Below are 21,882 nucleotides of genomic sequence, written 5' to 3' on the forward strand. Positions count from 1 at the left end.
GCCGGCCACACGCCGCGCCGGCTGCAACGATCGTCACTGAAAGACGACGGTGCGGTCGCCGTTGAGAAATACCCGGCGCTCGGTAAACGCCTTGACCGCGCGCGCCAGCGTGATGCATTCGACGTCGCGGCCCACGGCCAGCAATTGCTCGGGCCGCAGCGCATGATCGACGCGTTCGACGAACTGCTCGATGATCGGCCCTTCGTCGAGATCGTCGGTGACGAAATGCGCGGTCGCGCCGATCAGTTTCACGCCGCGCGCATGCGCCTGGTGATAAGGCTTCGCGCCCTTGAAGCCGGGCAGAAACGAATGATGAATATTGATCGCGCGGTTGCCGAGCTTCTCGCAGGCGTCGGACGTGAGCACCTGCATATAGCGCGCGAGCACGACGAGTTCCGCGCCTGTGCGCTCCGCGAGGTCGAGCCACTGCTTCTCCTGCGCTTCCTTGCCGGCCCCGGTAATCGGAAAATGATGGAACGGCAGCTTGTGCGATTCGGCGAGCGCGGCCAGATCGTTATGGTTCGACGCAATGCCGACGATATCCATTTTCAGTTCGCCCATGCGCCAGCGAAACAGCAGATCGGCGAGGCAGTGCTCGAGCTTCGACACCATGATGAGCACCTTGGGACGCACCTCGGCGCTATGCACGGCCCACTCCATGTTGAAGTCGGCCGCGACCGGCGCGAACTGCTGCTTGAGTTTATCGACGCACAGCGGCTCGCCGCCGGCCGCATGAAATACGCAGCGTACGAAAAAGCGGCCACTCAGATCGTCGTCGAAAACATTGAGCGCGTCGATATAGCAATGATGCGCTTCCAGTACCCTGACCATCGCCGCGACCTGTCCCGGCCCGCTCGGGCACGACAGGGTGAGAATGAATTGCTCTTTGTTTTCGCCAATCATGGGAGTACCTGCGCAATAAGACGCGTAATCCGTGCACGCGGCGCGGGCACGGGAATCTGAACCTTCAGTTGTGCGCCTGCTTATCGATTACTTGTCGATTGCATATCGACTACGTACCGGCTGCATGGAGAAGCGGCGAGCGCGGCGGTTTTATTGGCTCGCGAGCGCTTGCGAACCGCGCCACGCGATCCAGTCTTCGCGCGTCCAGTCGAGTGCGATACCCACGCGGCGCGTGCCGGGCCGGATCTTCGGCTTGTGCAGTGCAAGTTCGAGCGTCTGCAACGCGGGCCACTCGCGAAACGAAAGCGCGGCCACGTCCACCGCGAGTGTTTCGAGCAGCCGCGTATGCGGCTTGTGCGCGAGGAAGTCGGCAATGCGCGTGCACCAGCCGTCATAGTCGATCCATTCGCCAGACTCGTCGGGTGCGCCGCCGTAGCCAAGCCGCGCGTCGATCACGACCGGCTGCGGCGCGCCGTGTTCGTGCGCGTGGATGCCCACGTGCACCGGCACGCTCAACGCCTCGACGAACACGCTCCAGCCGCGCCCTCGCGTCTGCGCGAATGTGGCATCGAACGGCCGCGCAAACGCGCCCTCGACGAGCTTCATGACACGAGCGGCGCCGCGGCGTCGAGCATGATGCGGCAGAAGTAGTCGGCGAAACTGCGCCGCACGACCACTTCGAAGCGCTCCGCGCCGGTCGGAATCAGCATGATCGACGCCTTGAAATAGAAGCTCTGCGCGCATTGACCTTCGCCAAACATGCGCGGATGCAGATCGAGCGGACAGCCGCGCGCGAGCACTTCGCGCACGCGCGCGCCGCTCAGTTCCAGCACCGTATAGCCGCTGCCGACATCGACCGCCGACGCCCACATGCCGTTCAACGCCCGCACGAGCGCGTCTTCGAGCACGCCGGCGTTGACCGCTTCGCGCGAACGCACGAGCCATTCGTCGGGACCGAGCCACAGCACGTCGTACTGCGCGGCGGACACCCGCGTATTGGGCTGCGCGGGCACCGCACAGCCGACCACCCGCGCGAACGCCTCGGCAAACGCGGCATCGCCGGGCTCGCCGCGCACCGTCACGAGATCTCGGAACGGCAGCTCGCGCAGCGCAAACGCCTTCGTCACGCGCTCGCCTTGCGCTTCATGCGCGTCGAGCAGCGCGGCCACGCCCACGCACGGCGACTCCAGCGGCACCGTCGCCGCGCGTTCCCCGAGGGGCACCGGTTCGATCGTTTCATTCAACATGCTGACGCACCCCTTCCGTGTCATAGAAAACCGGGCTCGCGATCGTCGCGGCAACGCGACGGCCATCGGCCATCGGCACCACGACTTTCTCGCCCATCTTGCCGAGACCGCCCTTCACCACCGCGAGCGCGATCGAGCGGTCGAGAACCGGGCTGTAATAGCTCGACGTGACGTGGCCGAGCATCGGCGTCGTCCCGTCGGCACGCGTCACCGCATCGGGCGCGACGATCTGGCCGCCTTCGGGCAGCACGTACTGCGCGTCGTCGGTGAGCAGGCCGACGAACTGCTTGCGGCCTTCCTTCGCCGTGTCCGAGCGAGAGAGCGAACGCTTGCCGAGGAAGTCCTTCGCCTTCGAAACGAGCCCGCCCATGCCGAGATCGAAAGGCGTCACCGAGCCGTCGGTATCCTGGCCGACGATGATGTAGCCCTTCTCCGCGCGCAGCACGTGCATCGTTTCCGTGCCATACGGCGTGATGCCGAATTCGGCGCCCGCCTGCATCAGCGCTTCCCAGACCGCGCGGCCCGCGTTGGCCGGCACGTTCACCTCATAGGCCAGCTCGCCCGAGAAGCTGATGCGCATGACGCGCGCCTTCGCGCCCGCCACCGTGCCGTTGCGATACGACATGAACGGAAACCCGGCATTCGCGAAGTCGATGTCCGCGCAGACCTTTTGCAGCACCTTGCGGCTCTTCGGGCCGACCACGGCGAAGGTCGCCCAGTGGTCGGTGACGGACGCGAGCCGCACCTTCATGTCGGGCCATTCCGTTTGCAGCCAGCGTTCGAGCCACGTCAGCACGCGCGCCGCGCCGCCCGTCGTGGTGGTCATCATGTAGTGCTGCTCGCCGAGGCGCACCGTCACGCCGTCGTCGAAGACCATGCCGTTTTCGTCGAGCATCAGGCCGTAGCGGCACTTGCCGACTTCGAGCTTGCTCCACGGGTTCGTATAGACCCAGTTCAGCAGCTTGGCAGCGTCCGGTCCCTGAATGTCGATCTTGCCGAGCGTCGACGCGTCGAGCATGCCGACGCCGTTGCGCACCGCGAGACATTCGCGCTTGACGGCCGCGTGCAGGTCCTCGCTGCCTTGCGGGTAATACCAGGGCCGCTTCCAGTTGCCGACGTCCTCGAACATCGCGCCATGCTCGACGTGCCATTCGTGAATGCAGGTCTTGCGGATCGGATCGAGCAGATCGCCCAACTCGCGCCCCGCGAACGTGCCGAACGTGACGGGCGTGTAGTTCGGGCGGAACGTCGTCGTGCCCGTTTCGGGAATCGACTTGCCGAGCGCATCGGCGAGAATCGCCATGCCGTTGATGTTGCCGAGCTTGCCCTGATCGGTGCCGAAGCCCATGGCCGTATAGCGCTTGACGTGCTCGACCGATTCGAAGCCTTCGCGCGCGGCGAGCAGGATGTCCGCCGCCGAGACGTCGTTCTGGAAATCGACGAACTGCTTCGGCCCGCGCGCCGCGGCCTCGCGGCTGCCGACCAGCCAGAGCGGCTGGATGGGCGCCTCGGCATGATCGACGAGCTTCAGCAGCGGCGGGCGCTCGACCGCGAAGCCGAGCGATTTGGCCGCATCGACGCCCGCGTCGATCGCGAGCGCCAGCGCCCGCGCAAAACCGAATTCGCCGGCGGCCGCGCCCACGCTCACCTCTTGCTGCACGCGCTTGCCGGGCATGAAGCACGCCTTCGCCTCGTTCCAGTGCGCCTTGCCGCCCGATTGCGCGAACAGATGCAGCACCGGGCTAAAGCCGCCCGACATCGCGAGCAGATCGCAGGGAAGCTCGGCCTGCTTCGCACCGCTGCGGCCGTTCGCCCACGCGACGACCTCGACCGACGACACGCGCAGCTTGCCGCGCGCGCTCGCCACCGCCGCGCCGTTCATCACCTTGATGCCCTGGCGGCGCGCCGCCGCTTGCAGCTCGCTCGCGCCTTGCGCGCGCGGATCGACGACCGTCACCGCCGCACCGCATGCCTTCAGATCGAGCGCGCACTGATAGCCCGCGTCGTTGTTCGCGAACACGACCGCGTTACGGCCCGGCAGCACCGCATAACGGTGGATATACGCCGACACCGCCGAGGCCAGCATCACGCCCGGCAGATCGTTGTTGCCGAATACGAGCGGGCGCTCCTGCGCGCCGGTGGCGAGAATCACGCGCTTCGCGCGGATCTTCCACAGCACTTCGCGCGAACCGCGGCGCGCGGACACCGGCAGATGCTCGGTGAGACGCTGCGTGACGGTCACGAGGTTGTGATCCTGATAGCCGAATGCGGTGCTGCGCGACAGAATCGTCACGTCGGGCAGCGCGGCGAGTTCGGCCTCGACCTTTTCGACCCAATGAATCGCGGGGCGCCCGTCGATCTCGGTCTTGCCCGCGAGCAGGCTGCCGCCCAGTTCGCGCTGATCGTCGACGAGCATCACGCGCGCGCCGCTGCGCGCCGCCGTGAGCGCCGCGAGCAGGCCGCTCGGTCCGCCGCCGACCACCAGCACGTCGCAATGCGCAAAAGACTTGTCGTAGCGGTCGGCGTCGAGCGCCTCGGGCGCCTTGCCGAGGCCCGCCGCCTCGCGAATCTTCTCCTCGTACTTCGGCCACCATTTGCGCGGCCACATGAAGGTCTTGTAGTAGAAGCCCGCGGGCAGAAAGCGCGCAAACTTCTGGTTGACCGCCATGCGATCCTGTTCGAGCGACGGCTCCGCGTTCACGCTGGTCGCGACGAGCCCCTGATACAGCTCGATCTCGGTCGCGCGCGCGTTCGGCACGGTATACGCGCCGCGTTCGAGCTGCACGACCGCGTTCGGCTCGGCGACGTCGGCCGTGACGATGCCGCGCGGCCGGTGATACTTGAAGCTGCGCGCGACGAAATGCACGTCGTTGGCGAGCAGCGCCGAGGCCAGCGTGTCGCCCTGATAGCCCTGATACGTGCGGCCGTTGAACGTGAAGTTCAACGGAATCGCGCGGTTGACGCGCCCGCCCGTGCCGAGTCGGTTCTTCTGGCTCATCCCTTGTCTCCTTGCGCCGGCGTGGTCGAGTCGCCCGTCGCGCCGCCGCGCCGGAACGTCTCGTAGCCGAGAATTTCGTACGTGACGGTGTCGCGCGTCGCCATGAACCAGCGGCGGCAACCCTGCGCGTGCAGCCATTGCTCCTTGTGCACGCCGCGCGGGTTATGGCGCATGAACAGGTAGTCGCCCCATTCCTTGTCGGTGAGTTGTTCGGTCTCCAGCGGGCGCGCGATCTCGGCTTCGCCGCCGCAGGTGAATTCCGCTTCGGCGCGCGGGCCGCACCACGGACATTCGATCAGCAACATGTGGTTTTCTCCTGGTAAGCGGGTGCGTGCGGCACTCAGTGCGCGACGGCGGCAGCGCCGTGCTCGTCGATCAGATGGCCGGTATAGAAACGGTCGAGCGAAAACGCTGCGTTCAGCGGATGCGGCTCGTCGTTCGCGATCGTGTGCGCGAACACCCAGCCCGAACCCGGCGTCGCCTTGAAGCCGCCCGTGCCCCAGCCGCAATTGAAATAGAGCCCTTTGACGTCGGTCTTGCTGATGATCGGGCAGGCGTCCGGCGACACGTCGACGATGCCGCCCCACTGCCGGTTCATGCGCACGCGCGAGAACACCGGGAACATTTCGACGATCGCCTGCAAGGTGCCTTCGATAATGTTGAAGCTGCCGCGCTGGCCGAAGCCCGTGTATTGATCGACCCCCGCGCCGATCACGAGATCGCCCTTGTCGGACTGGCTGATATAGGCGTGCACCGCGTTCGACATGATGACCGTATTGACGACCGGCTTGATCGGCTCGGACACGAGCGCCTGCAGCGGATGGCTTTCGAGCGGCAGGCGCACGCCGGCCATGTCGGCAAGCGTCGTGGTGTTGCCGGCGGCCACCACGGCGACCTTCTTCGCCTTGATGAAGCCCTTCACGGTATCGACGCCCGTCACGCGCGCGCCGTCGCGGCGAATGCCGGTTACCTGGCAGTTCTGGATGATGTCCACGCCGAGACGGTCCGCGCCGCGCGCGAAGCCCCACGCGACCGCATCGTGACGCGCCACGCCCGCGCGCCGCTGGATCGACGCGCCCATCACCGGGTAACGGCTGTTGAGATTGATGGTCGGCTCGATTTCCTTGATCTGCGCGGGCGTGAGGAATTCGGCATCGACGCCGTTCAGGCGGTTCGCATTCACGCGGCGCTCGGTATCGCGCACGTCCTGCAGCGTATGCGCGAGATTCATCACGCCGCGCTGGCTGAACATCACGTTGTAGTTGAGGTCCTGCGCGAGCCCTTCCCAGAGCTTCATGGCCTTTTCATAGAGCGCCGCCGACTCGTCCCACAGATAGTTCGAGCGCACGATCGTCGTATTCCGTGCGGTATTGCCGCCGCCGATCCAGCCTTTCTCCAGAATCGCCACGTTCTTCACGCCGTGTTCTTTCGCGAGGTAATACGCGGTCGCGAGACCGTGGCCGCCGCCGCCGACGATCACCACGTCGTATTCCTTCTTCGGCTCCGGGCTCTTCCATTGCCGCTCCCAGTTCTCGTGATACGACAACCCGTTGCGGAACAGACTGAATATCGAATAGCGGCTCATTTCGCGGTTTCCTTCGTTAGCATTCGATGACGTTCACGGCCAGACCGCCGCGCGACGTTTCCTTGTATTTGGTCTTCATGTCGGCCCCCGTTTCGCGCATGGTCTTGATGACGTTGTCGAGCGTGACGTAGTGCTGGCCGTTGCCCTTGAGCGCCATGCGCGCCGCGTTCAGCGCCTTGATCGCGCCCATCGCGTTGCGCTCGATGCACGGGATCTGCACGAGGCCGCCCACCGGATCGCAGGTCATGCCGAGGTTGTGCTCCATGCCGATCTCGGCGGCGTTCTCGACCTGCGACGGCGTACCGCCCATGACGGCCGCGAGCGCGGCGGCAGCCATCGAGCACGCGACGCCCACTTCGCCCTGGCAGCCCACTTCGGCGCCGGAAATCGAGGCCGTTTCCTTGTAGATGATGCCGATCGCGGCGGCCGTCAGCAGGAAGTCGGCAATACCCTGTTCGTTCGCGCCCGGCACGAATTTCACGTAGTAATGGAGCACGGCGGGAATCACGCCGGCCGCGCCGTTGGTCGGCGCCGTGACGACGCGCCCGCCCGCCGCGCTCTCCTCGTTGACGGCCATCGCGTAGAGATTGACCCAGTCGAGCATCGAGAGCGGATCGCGCAGCGACTCTTCGGAGCGCGCGCGCAGATGCGCGCAGAGATCGGCGGCGCGGCGGCGCACGTGCATCGGGCCCGGCAACTCGCCGTGCATCCGGCAGCCGCGCTCGACGCATGCGGCCATCGTGTGCCAGAGCGTCATCAGCCCTTCGCGCACGGCTTCGGGCGAACGCGAGGCGCATTCGTTCGCGTGGGCGATCTGCGCGATCGACAGGCCGCTCTCCTTGCACACGCGCAGCAGATCGTCGCCGGTGCGAAACGGCCAGGGCACGTCGTGCGCGCCGCGCTGGCCGTTCACGCGCTCGCCGTCGCGATTCACGACGAAGCCGCCGCCCACCGAGTAATACTCTTTCTCGACCAGCAACTGGCCGTTCTCGTCGAAGGCCTGGAAGCGCATGCCGTTCGGATGCACGATGCTCGTGCCGCTCATCAGCTTGCGGTAGAAGCCGATGCACTCCTTTTCCTCGAAGCGGATCGTCTGCCGGCCGAGCAGCGACAGCGACTTCTGCGCGCGGATCGCGGCGAGACGCGGTTCGATCTGGTCGGGATCGATGGTGTCGGGCAGATGGCCTTCGAGGCCGAGCAGCACCGCCTTGTCGGTGCCGTGGCCCTTGCCCGTCGCGCCGAGCGAGCCGTACAGCTCGACTTTCACGCGGCAGACGAAGCGCAGCAGATTCGCTTCGTCAATGTGCGAAACGAAGCGGCAGGCCGCGATCATCGGGCCGACCGTGTGCGAACTCGACGGACCGATGCCGATCTTGAACAGATCGAAAACGCTGACGTTCATGCGACGCTCCCCTCGTGGACTCAGCGGTTGATGACAGTGTGCGTAGTACACCAACGCCAAAAGACTTCCGATAGAAGGAAAACGACATGCGCGTGTAACTTTCCCGATTGGGCGCGTGGCGTGGACGCTCTTCGTTCCGGTGTGCCGCCGGAAGCGCGCGGGAAACCGCATGCAGGCCGTATACAGAGGCAACGCGCAGGCCACACGCAAGCCACATGCGGACCGTATGCTTGAGCCGTGTGCACTCCGGGAAAGCCCTGGTCGGTCGTTTTCATCGCCGGTATCGGCGTACTAGCGCGCTGTCGCAATTCTTCTAGTCGCACGAATTTCGAATTACCAGAATCACGTCAGGCTCGCGCATCGCGACGCAATCGGTACGAGATTCCTCCAACGCATCCTTCAACGAACCGGACCTCAACATGTTCAACCGTTCAACGAGCACCGTAGAAAACGTCGATCCCGAACTCTTCAAGGCGATCGAACTCGAGAACCGCCGTCAGGAAGAGCACATCGAGCTGATCGCGTCGGAAAACTACACCTCGCCCGCGGTCATGGCCGCACAGGGCTCGCAACTCACGAACAAGTACGCCGAAGGGTATCCGGGCAAGCGCTACTACGGCGGCTGCGAATATGTGGACGTGGTGGAGCAACTGGCGATCGACCGCGTGAAGCAGCTGTTCGGCGCCGAAGCCGCCAACGTGCAGCCGAACTCCGGTTCGCAGGCCAACCAGGGCGTGTTCTTCGCCATGCTCAAGCCGGGCGACACGATCATGGGCATGAGCCTCGCGCATGGCGGCCACCTCACGCACGGCTCGCCGGTCAACATGTCGGGCAAGTGGTTCAACGTGGTCAGCTACGGCCTGAACGAAGCCGAAGACATCGACTACGACGCGGCCGAAAAGCTCGCGCAGGAACACAAGCCGAAGCTCATCGTGGCGGGCGCGTCCGCGTTCGCGCTGCGCATCGACTTCGAGCGCCTCGCGAAGATCGCGAAGTCGGTCGGCGCGTACCTGATGGTCGACATGGCGCACTACGCCGGCCTGATTGCCGCGGGCGTCTACCCGAATCCGGTGCCGCACGCCGACTTCGTCACGACCACCACGCACAAGAGCCTGCGCGGCCCGCGCGGCGGCGTGATCCTGATGAAGGCCGAGTTCGAGAAGCCGATCAACTCGGCCATCTTCCCGGGCATCCAGGGCGGTCCGCTCATGCACGTGATCGCCGCCAAGGCGGTCGCGTTCAAGGAAGCGCTGTCGCCGGAGTTCAAGGCGTATCAGCAGCAGGTCGTCGAGAACGCGCGTGTGCTCGCTGAAACGCTGGTCAGGCGCGGTCTGCGTATCGTCTCGGGCCGCACGGAAAGCCACGTGATGCTGGTCGATCTGCGCGCGAAGAAGATCACCGGCAAGGCGGCGGAAGCGGCGCTCGGTGCCGCGCACATCACGGTCAACAAGAACGCGATCCCGAACGATCCGGAAAAACCGTTCGTGACCTCGGGCGTGCGCCTCGGTTCGCCGGCGATGACCACGCGCGGCTTCGGCGTGAAGGAAGCCGAGCAGGTCGGCAACCTGATCGCCGACGTGCTGGACAACCCGGAAGATGCGGCAACGATCGAGCGCGTGCGTGGGCAGGTCGCCGAGTTGACGCAGCGTTTCCCGGTGTATCGCTAAGGTCCGGGCGAAACGAGAGGGGCGCGAGCGTGCTTTATACGCGCTCGCGCCCCCTCGTTTCCGGTCATGCCTGCATGGCTGTCAAGCGCTGCCTCAGGTAGTCTCAGGTAGTCCTTATGCAGCCGCCTTCAGACTGTCGTGCGGATCGATGACGAATTTCTTCGGCACCCCCGAGTCGAATTCGGCATAACCGGACGGCGCATCATCGAGCTTGATGACCGTGACGTTGACGACCTCGGCAATGTTCAGGCGGTCCCACAAGATTGCCCGCATCAGATTCCGGTTGTATTTCATGACCGGAGTCTGCCCCGTAAAGAACGAGTGCGATTTCGCCCAGCCCAAGCCCAATCTCACGGACAGACTGCCTTGCCGCGCAGCGGCATCGACGGCACCCGGGTCGTCGGTGACGTACAAACCTGGGATGCCTATGTTCCCCGCGACTCTCGTGACTTCCATCAGCGAATTGAGCACGGTGGCGGGCGCCTCGACCTGCGAACCCGCATGACCGTGGCCTCGGGCCTCGAAGCCGACGCAGTCGATCGCGCAATCCACCTCGGGCTCGCCGACCAGCCCGGCGATCTGGTCCGCCAATGAAGCGTCCTTCGAGAGGTCGACGGTTTCGAACCCGACGCGCCGTGCATGTGCGAGCCGCACCGGATTCACATCTCCGATAATCGTCACCGCCGCGCCGAGAAGACGCGCTGACGCCGCCGCGGCCAGGCCCACCGGCCCCGCGCCCGCCACATACACGCTGGCCCCCGGGCCCACGCCCGCGGTGACGGCGCCGTGGTAGCCCGTTGGCAGAATGTCGGAGAGACAGGTGAGGTCGCGGATTTTCGCCATAGCCCGGTCGCGGTCGGGAAACTTCAACAGATTGAAGTCGGCGAACGGCACCATCACGAACTCGGCCTGGCCGCCAATCCAGCCGCCCATGTCGACATAGCCATAGGCCCCGCCGGCACGCGCGGGATTCACCGTGAGGCAGACACCGGTGTTCTGCGACTTGCACATCGGACAGCGGCCGCATGCCACATTGAACGGCACGGACACCAGATCGCCCTTCTGCAGGGTCACGACATCCGAGCCGACCTCGATCACCTCGCCGGTAATTTCATGGCCGAGGACGAGGCCGGCCGGTGCCGTTGTCCGTCCACGAACCATATGCTGGTCCGAGCCGCAGATATTGGTCGCGACGACACGCAGAATGACGCCATGATTGGCCTTGCGACCGGCCGGGTCGATCAATTCGGGGAATGCGATGTTCTGAACCTCGACTTTCCCCGGTCCGATATAAACAACTCCACGATTTCCTGACATAGTGCCTCCCAGTTGGGTGTGCCAAACCGTTCACGGTTTCGAAGCCGTACAACGTCAATGCGGGTGTCAGTCCAGGTGTCAAGGCGCGTTTGCGATCTCACAACTCGAGAACGAGGTCCGACGTGGGCCGGCTGCAACACAGCAGACGGAACCCTTTCTGAATCTCCCGTTCGCGAATGCCGCCGTTGTGTTTCATATCGACGGTGCCGTCGAGCAGTTTTGTCTTGCAGGTGCCGCAAAGCCCCTGACTACAGGACGATGGAATCATCACGCCGTTCTTCTTCGCCGCGGCCAATACCGTTTCGGACGCGTGCATCGTAAAAGATCTCGAAGAGCGGGACAGTCTCACGGTGAAAGTGTCCTGCTCGACAGAGCTTTCGGAAGGCACGGACTCGGGTGCGGGCTCAGATACAGGCTCAAATACCGGCGCAGATGCAACCCCTTCGCTAATATCGAAGCTCTCCTGGTGATACCGCACCGGGTCGTGACCGCCCTCGCGCAGCATGTGCCGTACCGCACTCATATAGCCGGCAGGGCCGCAGGTGAAGACCTCGCGTTCCCTGAAGTCGGGCAGCCATTGCGCGAGTTGCGGCAAACTCAGTCGCCCCGTCGCGCCCGTCCAGTCCTGTTCTTCCCCGATGCCCTCGCAAACGAAGAAAAGACGAAGACGTGGCGATAGCGTCGCGAGCCGATGCAATTCCTCGCGAAAAACGATATCGGCAGGCGTCCTGGCGCTATGAACGAACGCGATATCGCGGTCGAGCCCGAGGTCGATGCTCGCGCGAGTCATCGACATCAGCGGCGTCACGCCAGAACCCGCCGACAAATACAACGACTTGGGCGCGGATGATACCGTCGGCGTAAATACGCCGGACGGCCCGAACGCACGCAACTGGCCCCCCGGCCGCATGTTGTCGTGAAGCCAGTTGGACATGACACCGCCCGGCACCCGCTTGACGGTGATCGAAATCAGATACGGGCGCGTCGGGGGAGAAGAAAGGGTATAGCAGCGCTGCACCGCTTGTCCGTTCACGACGGCAGATACCGTCAGGAACTGGCCCGGCTCAAAACGCACGGGCAAACCGTCGCCGGTTTGAAACTCAAAGCTGTTCACGTCATGCGTTTCCCGCGTCACACGACAGCAATTGAGCACCTGCTCTTCGGAACTGCTCCACAATCTTGCGCCGGTCTCCCAGGTCTTTGCATCGACCAACCTGTCGGCCGACTGGGAAGCGGATACCATTTGCGTGGAATTCATCTCAGGACTGCCTTCCTGTTCGAATGCGCGAGACGGTTGGCCGCCTGTCGCGCGGCCGGCCACATTTACCGCCTCAGGCTTTGATCGCGTCGACCAGCTCCGGTACTACCTCGAACAGATCGCCCACGATCCCGTAATCGGCAACGCCGAAGATCGGCGCCTCCGGGTCCTTGTTGATCGCGACAATGATTTTCGAATCCTTCATGCCGGCCAGATGTTGAATCGCACCGGAGATGCCGACCGCGAAATAGGCTTGCGGCGCGACGATCTTGCCGGTCTGTCCGACCTGATAATCGTTGGGCACATACCCCGCATCGACTGCCGCACGCGATGCGCCAAGAGCCGCACCGAGTCGATCGGCCAGCGGCTCCAGCGTGTGCCTGTAGTTTTCACCGCTGCCAAGGCCACGACCGCCGGAAACGATGATGTCGGCACTGGTCAGCTCGGGCCGGTCGAGCCGCGTCATGACCCGGCTCACGAACTGTGACGTGCCGGCGTCGGCCGCAACGTCAATCTTCTCGATCGAAGCATGGTTGCCTTCAGGCTCGACCGGCTCGAAAGCGGTGGCACGCACCGTGACGACCTTGATCGCATCGGTCGATTGCACCGTCGCTATCGCATTGCCCGCGTATATGGGCCGCTCGAACGTATCGCCGGAAACGACGGCCGTGATCTCGCTGATCTGCGCGACATCGAGCTTTGCGGCGATACGTGGCGCGATATTCTTGCCGAATGCCGTAGCGGGCGCGAGTATGTGCGAGTACGTTTTCGCAATCGACATCACCGTCGCTTCGATGTTTTCCGCGAGTCCCGCTTGAAGCTGCGGTGCGTCCGCCACGAGTACCTTCGAAACGCCGGCGATTTTCGCGGCAGCGCCCGCGACCTCTGCCACGTTATAACCGGCAACGAGTACGTCGATATCGCCGCCGATCGCCTTCGCGGCGGCAATCGTATTGAGTGTCGCGGCCTTGATGCCGGCGCCGTCATGTTCGAGGACAACCAGATTTGTCATGATGCCGTTTCCCCTACAGAATTTTCGCTTCCGTTCTGAGTTTCTCGACCAGCGTCTTCACATCCGGCACCTTGATGCCGGCGGACCGCTGCGGCGCTTCCGCCACTTTCAGCGTCTTCAGGCGCGGACGCACATCGACCGACAGGTCTTCCGGTTTGATTGTTTGCAAAGGCTTCTTCTTCGCCTTCATGATATTCGGCAACGTCACGTAGCGCGGCTCGTTCAAACGCAGATCGGTCGTCACGACGGCGGGTAAAGTCAGCGACAGCGTTTCGGCGCCCCCGTCGATTTCGCGCGCGACCGTTGCCTTGCCGTCGGCCATGACGATCTTCGATGCGAATGTCGCCTGCGGCATGCCGGCCAATGCGGCAAGCATCTGGCCCGTTTGATTCGAATCGTCGTCAATAGCCTGCTTGCCGAGAATCACCAGTTGCGGCTGCTCCTGATCGACAAGTGCCTTCAGCAACTTCGCGACCGCGAGAGGCTGCAACTCTTCGCCGGATTCGATCAGGATCGCGCGATCGGCGCCGATCGCCAGCGCCGTGCGCAGCGTTTCCTGCGACTGGGCACTGCCGGCGGAAACGGCAACGACTTCCGTTGCCACGCCCGCTTCTTTCAGTCTGACCGCTTCTTCCACCGCGATCTCGTCGAATGGATTCATCGACATCTTCACATTCGCGATATCGACGCCGGTACCATCGGACTTCACGCGGACTTTCACGTTGTAGTCGACCACGCGTTTCACTGCGACAAGTACGATCATGAGAATGTCCCGTCAGGGTGTGCCTGATTGAAAATCAAATCGAAGAGATAGCGATCAATCCAGTTTTGAGCGGATCGCCGCCAGTGCGGTTGCATAGTCGATAACACCGACGACCTCTTTCTCATGCATGACGGCGAGAGGTCGGGAGTCGCCGCCGAACGCGTCCAGCACCTGAGGCAGCCGCGCATCCAGATCGATGCTGCGATGTGACGAGACGTCATGTGGCAAGCCGCTCGTGAACTGCCGCATCATCGCGCCCGCCGTCAGAACTTGCAGGCGCCCGACGCCTTTTGCAAAATCCTTCACGTAGTCGTTGACCGGCATGTTGACCACGTCGAAGGGCGTGCCGATCTGAACGATCTTCCCGTCCTTCATAACGGCGACACGGTCACCGATACGAATCGCTTCGTCGAGATCGTGCGTAATGAAAACCGCGGTCTTGCCGAGGCGGCGCGAGACTTCGACGAACTGCTCGGCGAGTTCGCGACGTACGATGGGGTCCAATGCGCTGAAAGGCTCGTCCATCAGCAGGATGTCCGGGTCGGTCGAGAGTGCCCGGGCAAGTCCGACACGTTGCTGCATGCCGCCCGACAACTGATCCGGATAGTGATGTTCCCAGCCCGACAGTCGAACCGCCGCGAGCGCGCTTCGAGCAGCATCCAGTTGTGCGGAGCGCGATAGTCCCCGGCCCTGAAGAACGAACAGCACGTTCTCCAGAACGGTGAAATGCGGCCAGAGCGCCATGTTCTGAAACACCATGCCAAAGCGCTTCGCGCGCAATTCCCGCAGCGGTTTGGCTTTCAGGTTGGCCGTCTGCTCGCCTTCGATCCAGATTTCCCCAGCGGTCGGATCGATCAGGCGGTTAATGTGGCGCAGCAAAGTCGATTTACCGCATCCGGACAAGCCCATGATGCACAGCGTTTCCCCCCGGCTGACCGTGAAGCTGACGCCAGCCACACCGACCACGCAGTCGAAGCGGCGCTTCACTTCGTCCTTGTCGATACCCTCGCGTTTTATCGACGCCAGCGCTTCTTTTGCACGGCGCCCATACAATTTCCAGATGTCGCGGCACTCGATGACGGTTTCGCCTTGCTGCGCCACAGCAGATGGCGTGGACCGTATAACAGGTTTCGCATTCGCATGGACGGGCCGGAGAATGGACGGTTCTGGCATCATGGGCTCTCGCATAAAACGCTGATATAAAACGCCGATCAGCGAACAGGTCTTGGGCTTCGAATCTCAGGCATGCGCCGCGGCAATCGATTGCTGAATCCACGAATCGAACAGCTTCTGGTTTTGCGCAATCCAATGCTTCGCATGCCCGCGAATATCCTCGATCTTGTTCTGGCCTTGTTGCATGAGAAGATTCTCGGCACTAATGTCGGCTGCCGGAATCGTCACCAGCTCGAACCACTTCTTCGCGGCGGGATTCTTCTGAACGAATTCCCGATTCGCGAGCACCTTCATTTCGTAGATCGGGAATCCGGTATCCCGGCCGTCCGGCAGGCGGCTATTATTGTTTCCATTGGCGGGGTCGGGCGACGGCACGCTGAGCCAAACCACGTCGCGCCCGGGCTGCAACACGCTGCTGACCCACATCGGCACCCATGTGTAGTACAGAACCGGCTCTCCCGCCTTGTAGCGCGTCATGACGTCGGCCATCAGGGCATCGTAGTTTCCAAACGTGGGAGAGACGGTCGCACCCAGTCCGTAGTATTCGATGTGATGCTGGATAACGCGCGCCGCGCCCCAGCCCGGATTGCCGGCCACCAGCGTTGCCTTGCCGTCGGCGCCAGTGGCGTTGAAGAGCCTGGCCAGTTTCGGGTCCTTCAGCTGACCGAGGTTGTTGATCTGGTATTTATCGGCCGTCTTCCTGTCGATGCAATAGCCGAATACGCAGTTCGTCACCGTTCTACCGATGCGCACGCACGAGGTGTCACCGCCGACTTTCTGGTAATAGGACTCATAGAGCGGCGTCCACTCCTGCGCGCAGAAATCGGCATCGCCCTGCGCGACGGCGACGTGAAAGATCGCCGGGTCCGCCGGCGCGTAGTCTTTCACGGTGTATCCGAGCTGTTGCAGCCCCATCTCGACAATCACGCTCTGGAATCGCGCCGTCGGCGTGGTAAGGCCTGTCGGCCTGACCGTCACGCCGGTCCCCGGCAACTCGGCGGCGAACAGCTTTTGCCCACCCCATGACGAGGCGGTGAGGATTGCACCTTGAATCAGGAACTGTCGACGACCTTTCGAGTGATTCATGTTTGCTCCCGATTGAATGCTTAAAGCCGGTTCAGTTGAGAAGTAAGCCGCCCGATATACCAACTACAAAACTTTTCGACCTGCCATTCTGATGGCGCATACGGTCCCGGTTCGTAGGCCGGATTGACCGCGCCCTGCTGCGTCAAGCCGACATAAAACTTGTCCTGCTCGTTCGTCGCCTTCCAGACATGAAGCAGATTCTCGAGGTCATAATCGCGCCCCTCGATCGCGTCTTGATGAACGAGCCAGGTCGTACGCACCAGGGTCTTGCCCTGGTCGATCGGAAGAACCGAAAAGTGAATCGAATGATCCGCCTGCAGGTGATGCCACGAATTGGGTTGAAGATGAAACTGGAGCCGGCCCAGCCGGGCCTCGGTAAAGTCGGCCAGCAGGCGGCGCGAGGCCGCCTTGCCGTCCATCGTCATCGATTCCCCTGGCCCCGTCAGCGGAACCCGCTGAATGCGAAAGGCGGTGGATCGATCGTCGAGATGTTCGACCGGTTCGTACGGCAGCCCGTGCCTGGTCCAGATCTCACGCAATGCGGCGAGCGCGGCGTCGTGTTCGCGAACGGCCTCGCGCCGGCTCGGATTTTCGTCGTCTTCGGTATATCCGAACACGCCGAACGTGGACTGCAATAGTTCGGGATGCCCGAGGCAGTGGTAGCACTCGCGATTGTTCTCCATCGTGAGCTTCCAGTTGCCCTCTTCCACGATATCGAGTTGATAAGCCACCTTGCAGTCGCGCAATCGGTGCGGCTCGACATAGGCACCGACCTCGCGTACGAGATCGTCGAAATCGCCGGGCGGCTCGTCGGCCATGCAGACGAAAATCAGACCGCCCAGACTGCGTATGTGTACGGGCTTGAGGCGGAAACATTCCTTGTCGACATCGCCATGCAGTTCCGCATGGAGAAGATCGCCCGTGGGCGAGTATGTCCACTGGTGATACGGACACACAATGTTCGCGAAGGCGCCCTGCTGCTCGTGCAGGATGCGCGCGCCGCGATGCCGGCATACGTTATGGAAAGCCGTGAGTTCGAGTTCATCCCCTCGGCTTATTACGACCGAATAGGGTCCGAAATCGGCGAGGAAGTAATCGCCGGGTTCGGGAATGGCGGCCTCGACGCCGACAAAAATCCAGTGCCGCCCGAAGATCAGTTGCATGTCCAGGTCGAACACGTCCTGACTCAAATAGAACGGAGCGTCGAGACTGTAGCCTGTGCGGCGTGCTTTGACGAGTTGCGTCAAGTAGTCGGCCTTCTCTTTGAAACGCGGATCATGATTTCGAGTCGACACCTGGGATACTCCTATTGATGGTTCGCGTTTTCGCGGTATTACCGCGAATGCTGGCGATGCGTTGCGGTGCTCAGGTCTGCGCATCGCGCTCGACCAATGATGTCGGCCGCGGATCTCGTGGTTGCGGTACATCCCGATTCCCGCGATGGAAACGCCGGACAATGCGGTTCAACATACCGAGCGGTCCTCTGTCGCACCAACGCTGCATTCCGTGGTCGCGCAACGACATGCCGAGGCCCTGCGAGATGCGGTCGATCGTGATCGCAAGGAGCACGATACCGACACCGCCCGTCGTCGCCGTCGCGACGTCGAGCTGACCGATGCCGCGCAAGACCATCTGCCCGAGCCCGGCGACGGAGATCATTGCCGCCACGACCGCCATCGACAATGCGAGCATCACGGTCTGGTTCACGCCGGCCATAATGGTTGGCCGCGCCAGCGGCAGGCGCACGCGAAAGAGAATCTTGAGCGGGGAGCAACCAAACGCATGTCCGGCCTCGAGCACGTCGGGTCTCACCTGGCGGATGCCGAGGCTCGTCAGCCGGATGATCGGCGAAATCGCGTAGATCACGGTTACCAGTACCCCCGAAACATTGCCGATGCCGAACAGCATCACGACAGGAACCAGATAGACGAACGACGGAATGCTCTGCATGAAGTCGAGCAACACGCGCAGGCAGGCATTGAATCGCGCGCTGAGTCCGGCCACGACACCGACGGGAATGCCGATCATGGCGCAGAGCACGATCGCGGTGAAGACAATGGAAAGCGTATCCATCGCATCGGCCCATGCGCCTATCGCCCCCAAAGCGAAGAGGCAGACGCCGATCACGATTCCTGCCCGTCCGCCAGCGACTTGCCAGCCGACCAGCATCAGCGCACCGATCAGGACGAACGGATGCACGGAACTCAGCTGGTGCTGGATCATGTCGAGCAGAAACTGCACCGGATAACGAATCTCCTGAAATACGGAGCGGAAATTCAACACGAGCCAGGTCACCAGCGCATCCGCCCACTGTCCTAACGGAAGTCTGATGTGCTGAAACGGTCGTGCAATGACGTCGAGCATCGAGACACCTCTTCGATAAAACGTACAGGTGGGTTGCGAGCGCTTGCGCCGCGATCAAAGCGCTCCACACAGTCGCGCAGCGTCGAGGATGGCTGCGTGAATATTCCGGCTTGCGACGGCGTCGCCGATCCGGTGCAATTGAAACTTGCCGGCGCCCGTGCCGTTCGGCTGTTGCTTGCCCGCCAGCAGTTCATTCAGGCTGGTCACGCCATCATTCGACGAGTACTCGCGCAACTCGTGGTAGAGCGAGTCGAATGGCAGCGTTCCGTGTTCGATGATAAATTGCTCGGCCTCGATAACCTGCACATCGCCGGTATAGATATTGAAAAACGATCCTGCGAGACGGCCGCCTGCGTTGGACACTTCGGTCAGCTCGACGTCGAAGACCGGGCTAATGGCATGCTCGTAGAAGCGCTTCTTCCAGATCACCCGCTCGGCATAGGGCAACTCCTGCGCGAGAAAGCCGTCGGAAGAGAAAAAGCGCACCTTGCTTCCGGCGAGCGCGGCCATCTCGGCGACCTGTGCAGCGGGATTGCGCCCTGTTCCGTCATAGATAACGACGTCGGACTTCAACTGAACGTTACCGCTCAGGACGTCCCACACGGAAGTGCAACGATCCGCGCCCGGAATCCACTCCATATCCGGCGTGCCGCCCGTCGCGATGACGACAACATCGGGATCCTCACGAAGTACATCCTCGTCGTCTGCATAGGTATCGAGACGCACGGAGACTTCGAGCCGTTCGAGTTCCTGCGCGCGCCAGTCGACAATGCCGATGAGGTCGCGCCGCCAACCGCTGCGCGAGGCCAGCAATATCTGTCCGCCCAGCTTCGGACCGGCTTCGAAAAGCACGACGCGGTGCCCCCGCGACGCGCTCACGCGCGCCGCTTCCAATCCCGCCGGCCCGCCACCGATAACCACGACTTTTTTCCCCGCTTGCGCAGACCGCTCGATTTGATGAGGCAGCGTCGCTTCTCGCCCGCTCGACGGATTATGAATGCAGGCAGGCCGCAGCGGCGACTGGCACTGCGTCGCGCCAACGCACGGTCGGATCGAGTGCTCGGCGCCCGCTTCCAGCTTGCGCACGATATAAGGATCAGCAATGTGCGCGCGCGTCATGGCTACCATATCGAGCAGGCCGTCCCGAATGGCATGGCGCGCCGTGGCGATGTCGGAAATACGCGCGGCATGGAATACCGGCACGCCGATTTCGCGCTTGAAACTGCCCACTCGTTCGAGCCACGGCGCAATCGGCGAGGCCATGCCCGGCATGTTATGCGTGGTTAGCGCGACGTCGGTGTCCATCCGGCCATAAATGGCGTTGACGAAATCGAGCAGGCCGTCCCGCTCCAGCAGATGTATAGCCGCGAGCGATTCGTCGAACGTCAGCCAGCCGTCGGTCCCTTCGTCCACCGTGTGGCGAATGCCGACGAGAAAATCATCGCCGACGCGGCGGCGAACTTCTTCCAGCACCATGCGTGCGAAGCGGCAGCGATTTTCGAGGGAGCCGCCGAAGGAATCGGTCCTTCGATTGGTCGAGGGCGACATGAATTGACCGATCAGATGGCTGGCGGCCATGACCTCGATGCCGTCGATGCCGCCTTCCTTGCAACGCCATGCCGCATCGCCGAAGTCTTTGACGACGCGATCGATATCGTGCCGATCCATCTCCTTGGGAAAGTTTCGATGTAGCGGCTCGCGCAACGGAGAAGGGCCAATGGTCGGCAGCCAGTTCGATGCCCAGAATTCGCCGCGCCGCCCGAGATGGGTAATCTGGCACATCAAGCGCGTGTCGTGCTGGTGAATACGCGCCGAGAAAGACTGCAGGTGCGCCACGATGGCATCGTTGCCGACATTCAACTGGCGAAAGACGTTCGGTGAATCCGGCGAGACATTGGACGAGCCGCCAAACATCGTCAGCGCCAGTCCGCCTTTGGCTTTCTCTTCGTGATACCGCTGATAACGCTCGACGGGCATGCCGTCGCTTTCCAGACCGCACGCGTGGCTCGTGCTCATGATCCGATTCCGGAACGTCACGCCCTTGATCGCAAACGGCTTCAGAAGCGGATCGTTGGACAGGCCAATCGAATTGACAGTAGCGACTTGCAAGGTAACTCTCCTCTCGGATTGGCCCTGAAGCAGGCGTTTTTCGTATACTGGATATGCAAAATTTCCGTGTCAATCAGGATTGATGGCGTGGTTTACCCGCAATAAATGGCCATATTTTGTCTTTTTTTAGCCTTATTACCTTTAATAGTCGATTTTGAGACATCAAAACCGTATCCCGTATACGCCACTGACTCGCATCGACTACAATTCTTGAAACGCAGCGATCAACGGCCCCGGATGACGGCCCAGAGAAGGGAGACTGAACGTGGAACATCAAGCGCACGCGCAAGATGACATGGAAGAGTTACTTGAGGAAAAGAGCTTCGCGCCGGTTGAACCGTTGACGCGCATCACGCTCGCCGCCAGCGTGGTCGATCGCATCCGCGAACGGATTCTCTCGGAAGCGATACCGGCTGGCGCCGTGCTGCGGCAAGACGTGATAGCCAATGAAATGGGGGTGAGCCGCATTCCCGTTCGTGAAGCGCTGCGCCACCTCGCCGCCGAAGGGCTTGTGACGCTGCTTCCTCATCATCGGGCATGCGTTTCCGAACTATCGTCCGATGATCTCCGCGACTTGCTCGACTTGCGGCTGTGGATCGAACCGAACCTGATACGGCTGGCAATCGAGCAGTGCAGCGATGCGCAGATACGCAAAATCGGCGCCATCCTGGACGAGTTCCCTTCCATTCCCGATTCAGACATGAGCGGGCTTGCCAACCTGAACTGCCGCTTCCACGTCGCTTTGTGCGAGCCGTCAGGCCGCAAACGCGCGGTCGCGACCGTCGAGCTTCTTTTAAAAAACAGCAGCCGCTATCGCTCGAAGATCGTCTCGGCCGGTGGCCGCGAAAAGGCGCACCAGGATCATCGCGAGATACTCGATATGTACTGGCGACGCGACTCGATCGGCGGCGCGTCGCTGGCGCGAAATCATATTCTGGACTGGTACAAACATTTCCAGTGAAAGTACTCGTGAATCGATGAGCGAGTTGCTCCTCTCA

Annotated in this window: 18 protein-coding genes; 2 read left to right on the forward strand and 16 right to left on the reverse strand. The window is 62.5% G+C overall.

Going from position 1 to position 21,882, the window contains the following annotated elements:
- Positions 1-33 precede the first annotated feature (33 nt).
- The 7 genes from purU to G3N58_RS05070 all read right to left on the reverse strand — a co-directional run bounded on the left by purU (position 34) and on the right by G3N58_RS05070 (position 8,135).
- Positions 34-903, reverse strand: coding sequence for a formyltetrahydrofolate deformylase (purU, locus tag G3N58_RS05040; RefSeq protein ID WP_167048228.1), 870 nt, complete (start codon positions 901-903; stop codon positions 34-36).
- Positions 904-1,053: 150 nt separating this feature from the next.
- Positions 1,054-1,509, reverse strand: a complete 456-nt coding sequence (locus G3N58_RS05045; protein WP_205998645.1) for a dihydroneopterin aldolase — start codon at positions 1,507-1,509, stop codon at positions 1,054-1,056.
- Positions 1,506-2,150 carry a sarcosine oxidase subunit gamma gene (locus tag G3N58_RS05050; protein ID WP_205998646.1) on the reverse strand — a complete coding sequence of 215 codons (645 nt, stop codon included), beginning with the start codon at positions 2,148-2,150 and terminating at the stop codon, positions 1,506-1,508. Before G3N58_RS05050 ends, G3N58_RS05045 begins: the two co-directional genes overlap by 4 nt.
- On the reverse strand, positions 2,140-5,148 hold the full coding sequence (locus G3N58_RS05055) for a sarcosine oxidase subunit alpha family protein (RefSeq protein WP_167048222.1): 3,009 nt from the start codon (positions 5,146-5,148) through the stop codon (positions 2,140-2,142). Before G3N58_RS05055 ends, G3N58_RS05050 begins: the two co-directional genes overlap by 11 nt.
- A complete protein-coding gene (locus tag G3N58_RS05060) occupies positions 5,145-5,453 on the reverse strand; it encodes a sarcosine oxidase subunit delta (RefSeq protein WP_205998647.1) in 309 nt (102 codons plus the stop codon). Before G3N58_RS05060 ends, G3N58_RS05055 begins: the two co-directional genes overlap by 4 nt.
- A 35-nt stretch (positions 5,454-5,488) precedes the next feature.
- Complete coding sequence (locus G3N58_RS05065) at positions 5,489-6,733, reverse strand: sarcosine oxidase subunit beta family protein (protein ID WP_167048217.1); 1,245 nt, start codon at positions 6,731-6,733, stop codon at positions 5,489-5,491.
- A 16-nt stretch (positions 6,734-6,749) separates the two neighbouring features.
- Positions 6,750-8,135 carry an L-serine ammonia-lyase gene (locus tag G3N58_RS05070; RefSeq protein WP_205998648.1) on the reverse strand — a complete coding sequence of 462 codons (1,386 nt, stop codon included), beginning with the start codon at positions 8,133-8,135 and terminating at the stop codon, positions 6,750-6,752.
- Between the two features lie 419 nt (positions 8,136-8,554).
- On the opposite strand from G3N58_RS05070, the gene glyA reads away from it, so the two are divergent.
- Entirely contained in the window at positions 8,555-9,802 is a 1,248-nt protein-coding gene (glyA, locus tag G3N58_RS05075; protein ID WP_205998649.1) for a serine hydroxymethyltransferase, read from the forward strand.
- 114 nt (positions 9,803-9,916) lie between these two features.
- Here glyA and fdhA read toward each other — a convergent pair whose 3' ends face one another.
- The 9 genes from fdhA to G3N58_RS05120 all read right to left on the reverse strand — a co-directional run bounded on the left by fdhA (position 9,917) and on the right by G3N58_RS05120 (position 20,884).
- Entirely contained in the window at positions 9,917-11,119 is a 1,203-nt protein-coding gene (gene fdhA / locus G3N58_RS05080) for a formaldehyde dehydrogenase, glutathione-independent (RefSeq protein ID WP_167048208.1), read from the reverse strand.
- Between the two features lie 97 nt (positions 11,120-11,216).
- Positions 11,217-12,377, reverse strand: coding sequence for a hybrid-cluster NAD(P)-dependent oxidoreductase (locus G3N58_RS05085; RefSeq protein WP_205998650.1), 1,161 nt, complete (start codon positions 12,375-12,377; stop codon positions 11,217-11,219).
- A 73-nt stretch (positions 12,378-12,450) separates the two neighbouring features.
- The gene (locus G3N58_RS05090) at positions 12,451-13,389 is read right to left on the reverse strand and encodes an FAD-binding protein (RefSeq protein ID WP_205998651.1); all 939 of its coding nucleotides are present in this window, start codon (positions 13,387-13,389) and stop codon (positions 12,451-12,453) included.
- Positions 13,390-13,402: 13 nt separating this feature from the next.
- Positions 13,403-14,152 (reverse strand): electron transfer flavoprotein subunit beta/FixA family protein, encoded by a 750-nt coding sequence (locus G3N58_RS05095; protein WP_205998652.1) that lies wholly within the window; start codon positions 14,150-14,152, stop codon positions 13,403-13,405.
- A gap of 54 nt (positions 14,153-14,206) precedes the next feature.
- On the reverse strand, positions 14,207-15,328 hold the full coding sequence (locus tag G3N58_RS05100; protein WP_205998653.1) for a betaine/proline/choline family ABC transporter ATP-binding protein: 1,122 nt from the start codon (positions 15,326-15,328) through the stop codon (positions 14,207-14,209).
- Positions 15,329-15,391: 63 nt separating this feature from the next.
- The gene (gene proX / locus G3N58_RS05105) at positions 15,392-16,411 is read right to left on the reverse strand and encodes a glycine betaine/L-proline ABC transporter substrate-binding protein ProX (RefSeq protein ID WP_205998654.1); all 1,020 of its coding nucleotides are present in this window, start codon (positions 16,409-16,411) and stop codon (positions 15,392-15,394) included.
- A gap of 20 nt (positions 16,412-16,431) precedes the next feature.
- A complete protein-coding gene (locus G3N58_RS05110; protein WP_346778239.1) occupies positions 16,432-17,706 on the reverse strand; it encodes an aromatic ring-hydroxylating dioxygenase subunit alpha in 1,275 nt (424 codons plus the stop codon).
- A 70-nt stretch (positions 17,707-17,776) separates the two neighbouring features.
- A complete protein-coding gene (locus G3N58_RS05115; RefSeq protein WP_205998656.1) occupies positions 17,777-18,775 on the reverse strand; it encodes an ABC transporter permease subunit in 999 nt (332 codons plus the stop codon).
- 54 nt (positions 18,776-18,829) lie between these two features.
- Positions 18,830-20,884, reverse strand: coding sequence for an FAD-dependent oxidoreductase (locus G3N58_RS05120; protein ID WP_277396960.1), 2,055 nt, complete (start codon positions 20,882-20,884; stop codon positions 18,830-18,832).
- Positions 20,885-21,149: 265 nt separating this feature from the next.
- On the opposite strand from G3N58_RS05120, the gene G3N58_RS05125 reads away from it, so the two are divergent.
- Positions 21,150-21,845, forward strand: a complete 696-nt coding sequence (locus G3N58_RS05125; RefSeq protein ID WP_167048186.1) for a GntR family transcriptional regulator — start codon at positions 21,150-21,152, stop codon at positions 21,843-21,845.
- Positions 21,846-21,882: the final 37 nt, after the last annotated feature.

The sequence above is a fragment of the Paraburkholderia sp. Ac-20342 genome (assembly GCF_017104985.1).
Lineage (GTDB): Bacteria > Pseudomonadota > Gammaproteobacteria > Burkholderiales > Burkholderiaceae > Paraburkholderia.

What these genes read in the sequence shown, in the direction of transcription:
- G3N58_RS05050 (WP_205998646.1), bottom strand. Translation starts at nt 2,150, where the DNA reads ATGTTGAATGAAACGATCGAACCGGTGCCCCTCGGGGAACGCGCGGCG.
- G3N58_RS05055 (WP_167048222.1), bottom strand. Translation starts at nt 5,148, where the DNA reads ATGAGCCAGAAGAACCGACTCGGCACGGGCGGGCGCGTCAACCGCGCG.
- G3N58_RS05090 (WP_205998651.1), bottom strand. Translation starts at nt 13,389, where the DNA reads ATGACAAATCTGGTTGTCCTCGAACATGACGGCGCCGGCATCAAGGCC.
- G3N58_RS05060 (WP_205998647.1), bottom strand. Translation starts at nt 5,453, where the DNA reads ATGTTGCTGATCGAATGTCCGTGGTGCGGCCCGCGCGCCGAAGCGGAA.
- G3N58_RS05115 (WP_205998656.1), bottom strand. Translation starts at nt 18,775, where the DNA reads ATGCTCGACGTCATTGCACGACCGTTTCAGCACATCAGACTTCCGTTA.
- G3N58_RS05085 (WP_205998650.1), bottom strand. Translation starts at nt 12,377, where the DNA reads ATGAATTCCACGCAAATGGTATCCGCTTCCCAGTCGGCCGACAGGTTG.
- glyA (WP_205998649.1), top strand. Translation starts at nt 8,555, where the DNA reads ATGTTCAACCGTTCAACGAGCACCGTAGAAAACGTCGATCCCGAACTC.
- G3N58_RS05045 (WP_205998645.1), bottom strand. Translation starts at nt 1,509, where the DNA reads ATGAAGCTCGTCGAGGGCGCGTTTGCGCGGCCGTTCGATGCCACATTC.
- proX (WP_205998654.1), bottom strand. Translation starts at nt 16,411, where the DNA reads ATGAATCACTCGAAAGGTCGTCGACAGTTCCTGATTCAAGGTGCAATC.
- purU (WP_167048228.1), bottom strand. Translation starts at nt 903, where the DNA reads ATGATTGGCGAAAACAAAGAGCAATTCATTCTCACCCTGTCGTGCCCG.
- G3N58_RS05065 (WP_167048217.1), bottom strand. Translation starts at nt 6,733, where the DNA reads ATGAGCCGCTATTCGATATTCAGTCTGTTCCGCAACGGGTTGTCGTAT.
- G3N58_RS05100 (WP_205998653.1), bottom strand. Translation starts at nt 15,328, where the DNA reads ATGATGCCAGAACCGTCCATTCTCCGGCCCGTCCATGCGAATGCGAAA.
- G3N58_RS05095 (WP_205998652.1), bottom strand. Translation starts at nt 14,152, where the DNA reads ATGATCGTACTTGTCGCAGTGAAACGCGTGGTCGACTACAACGTGAAA.
- fdhA (WP_167048208.1), bottom strand. Translation starts at nt 11,119, where the DNA reads ATGTCAGGAAATCGTGGAGTTGTTTATATCGGACCGGGGAAAGTCGAG.
- G3N58_RS05070 (WP_205998648.1), bottom strand. Translation starts at nt 8,135, where the DNA reads ATGAACGTCAGCGTTTTCGATCTGTTCAAGATCGGCATCGGTCCGTCG.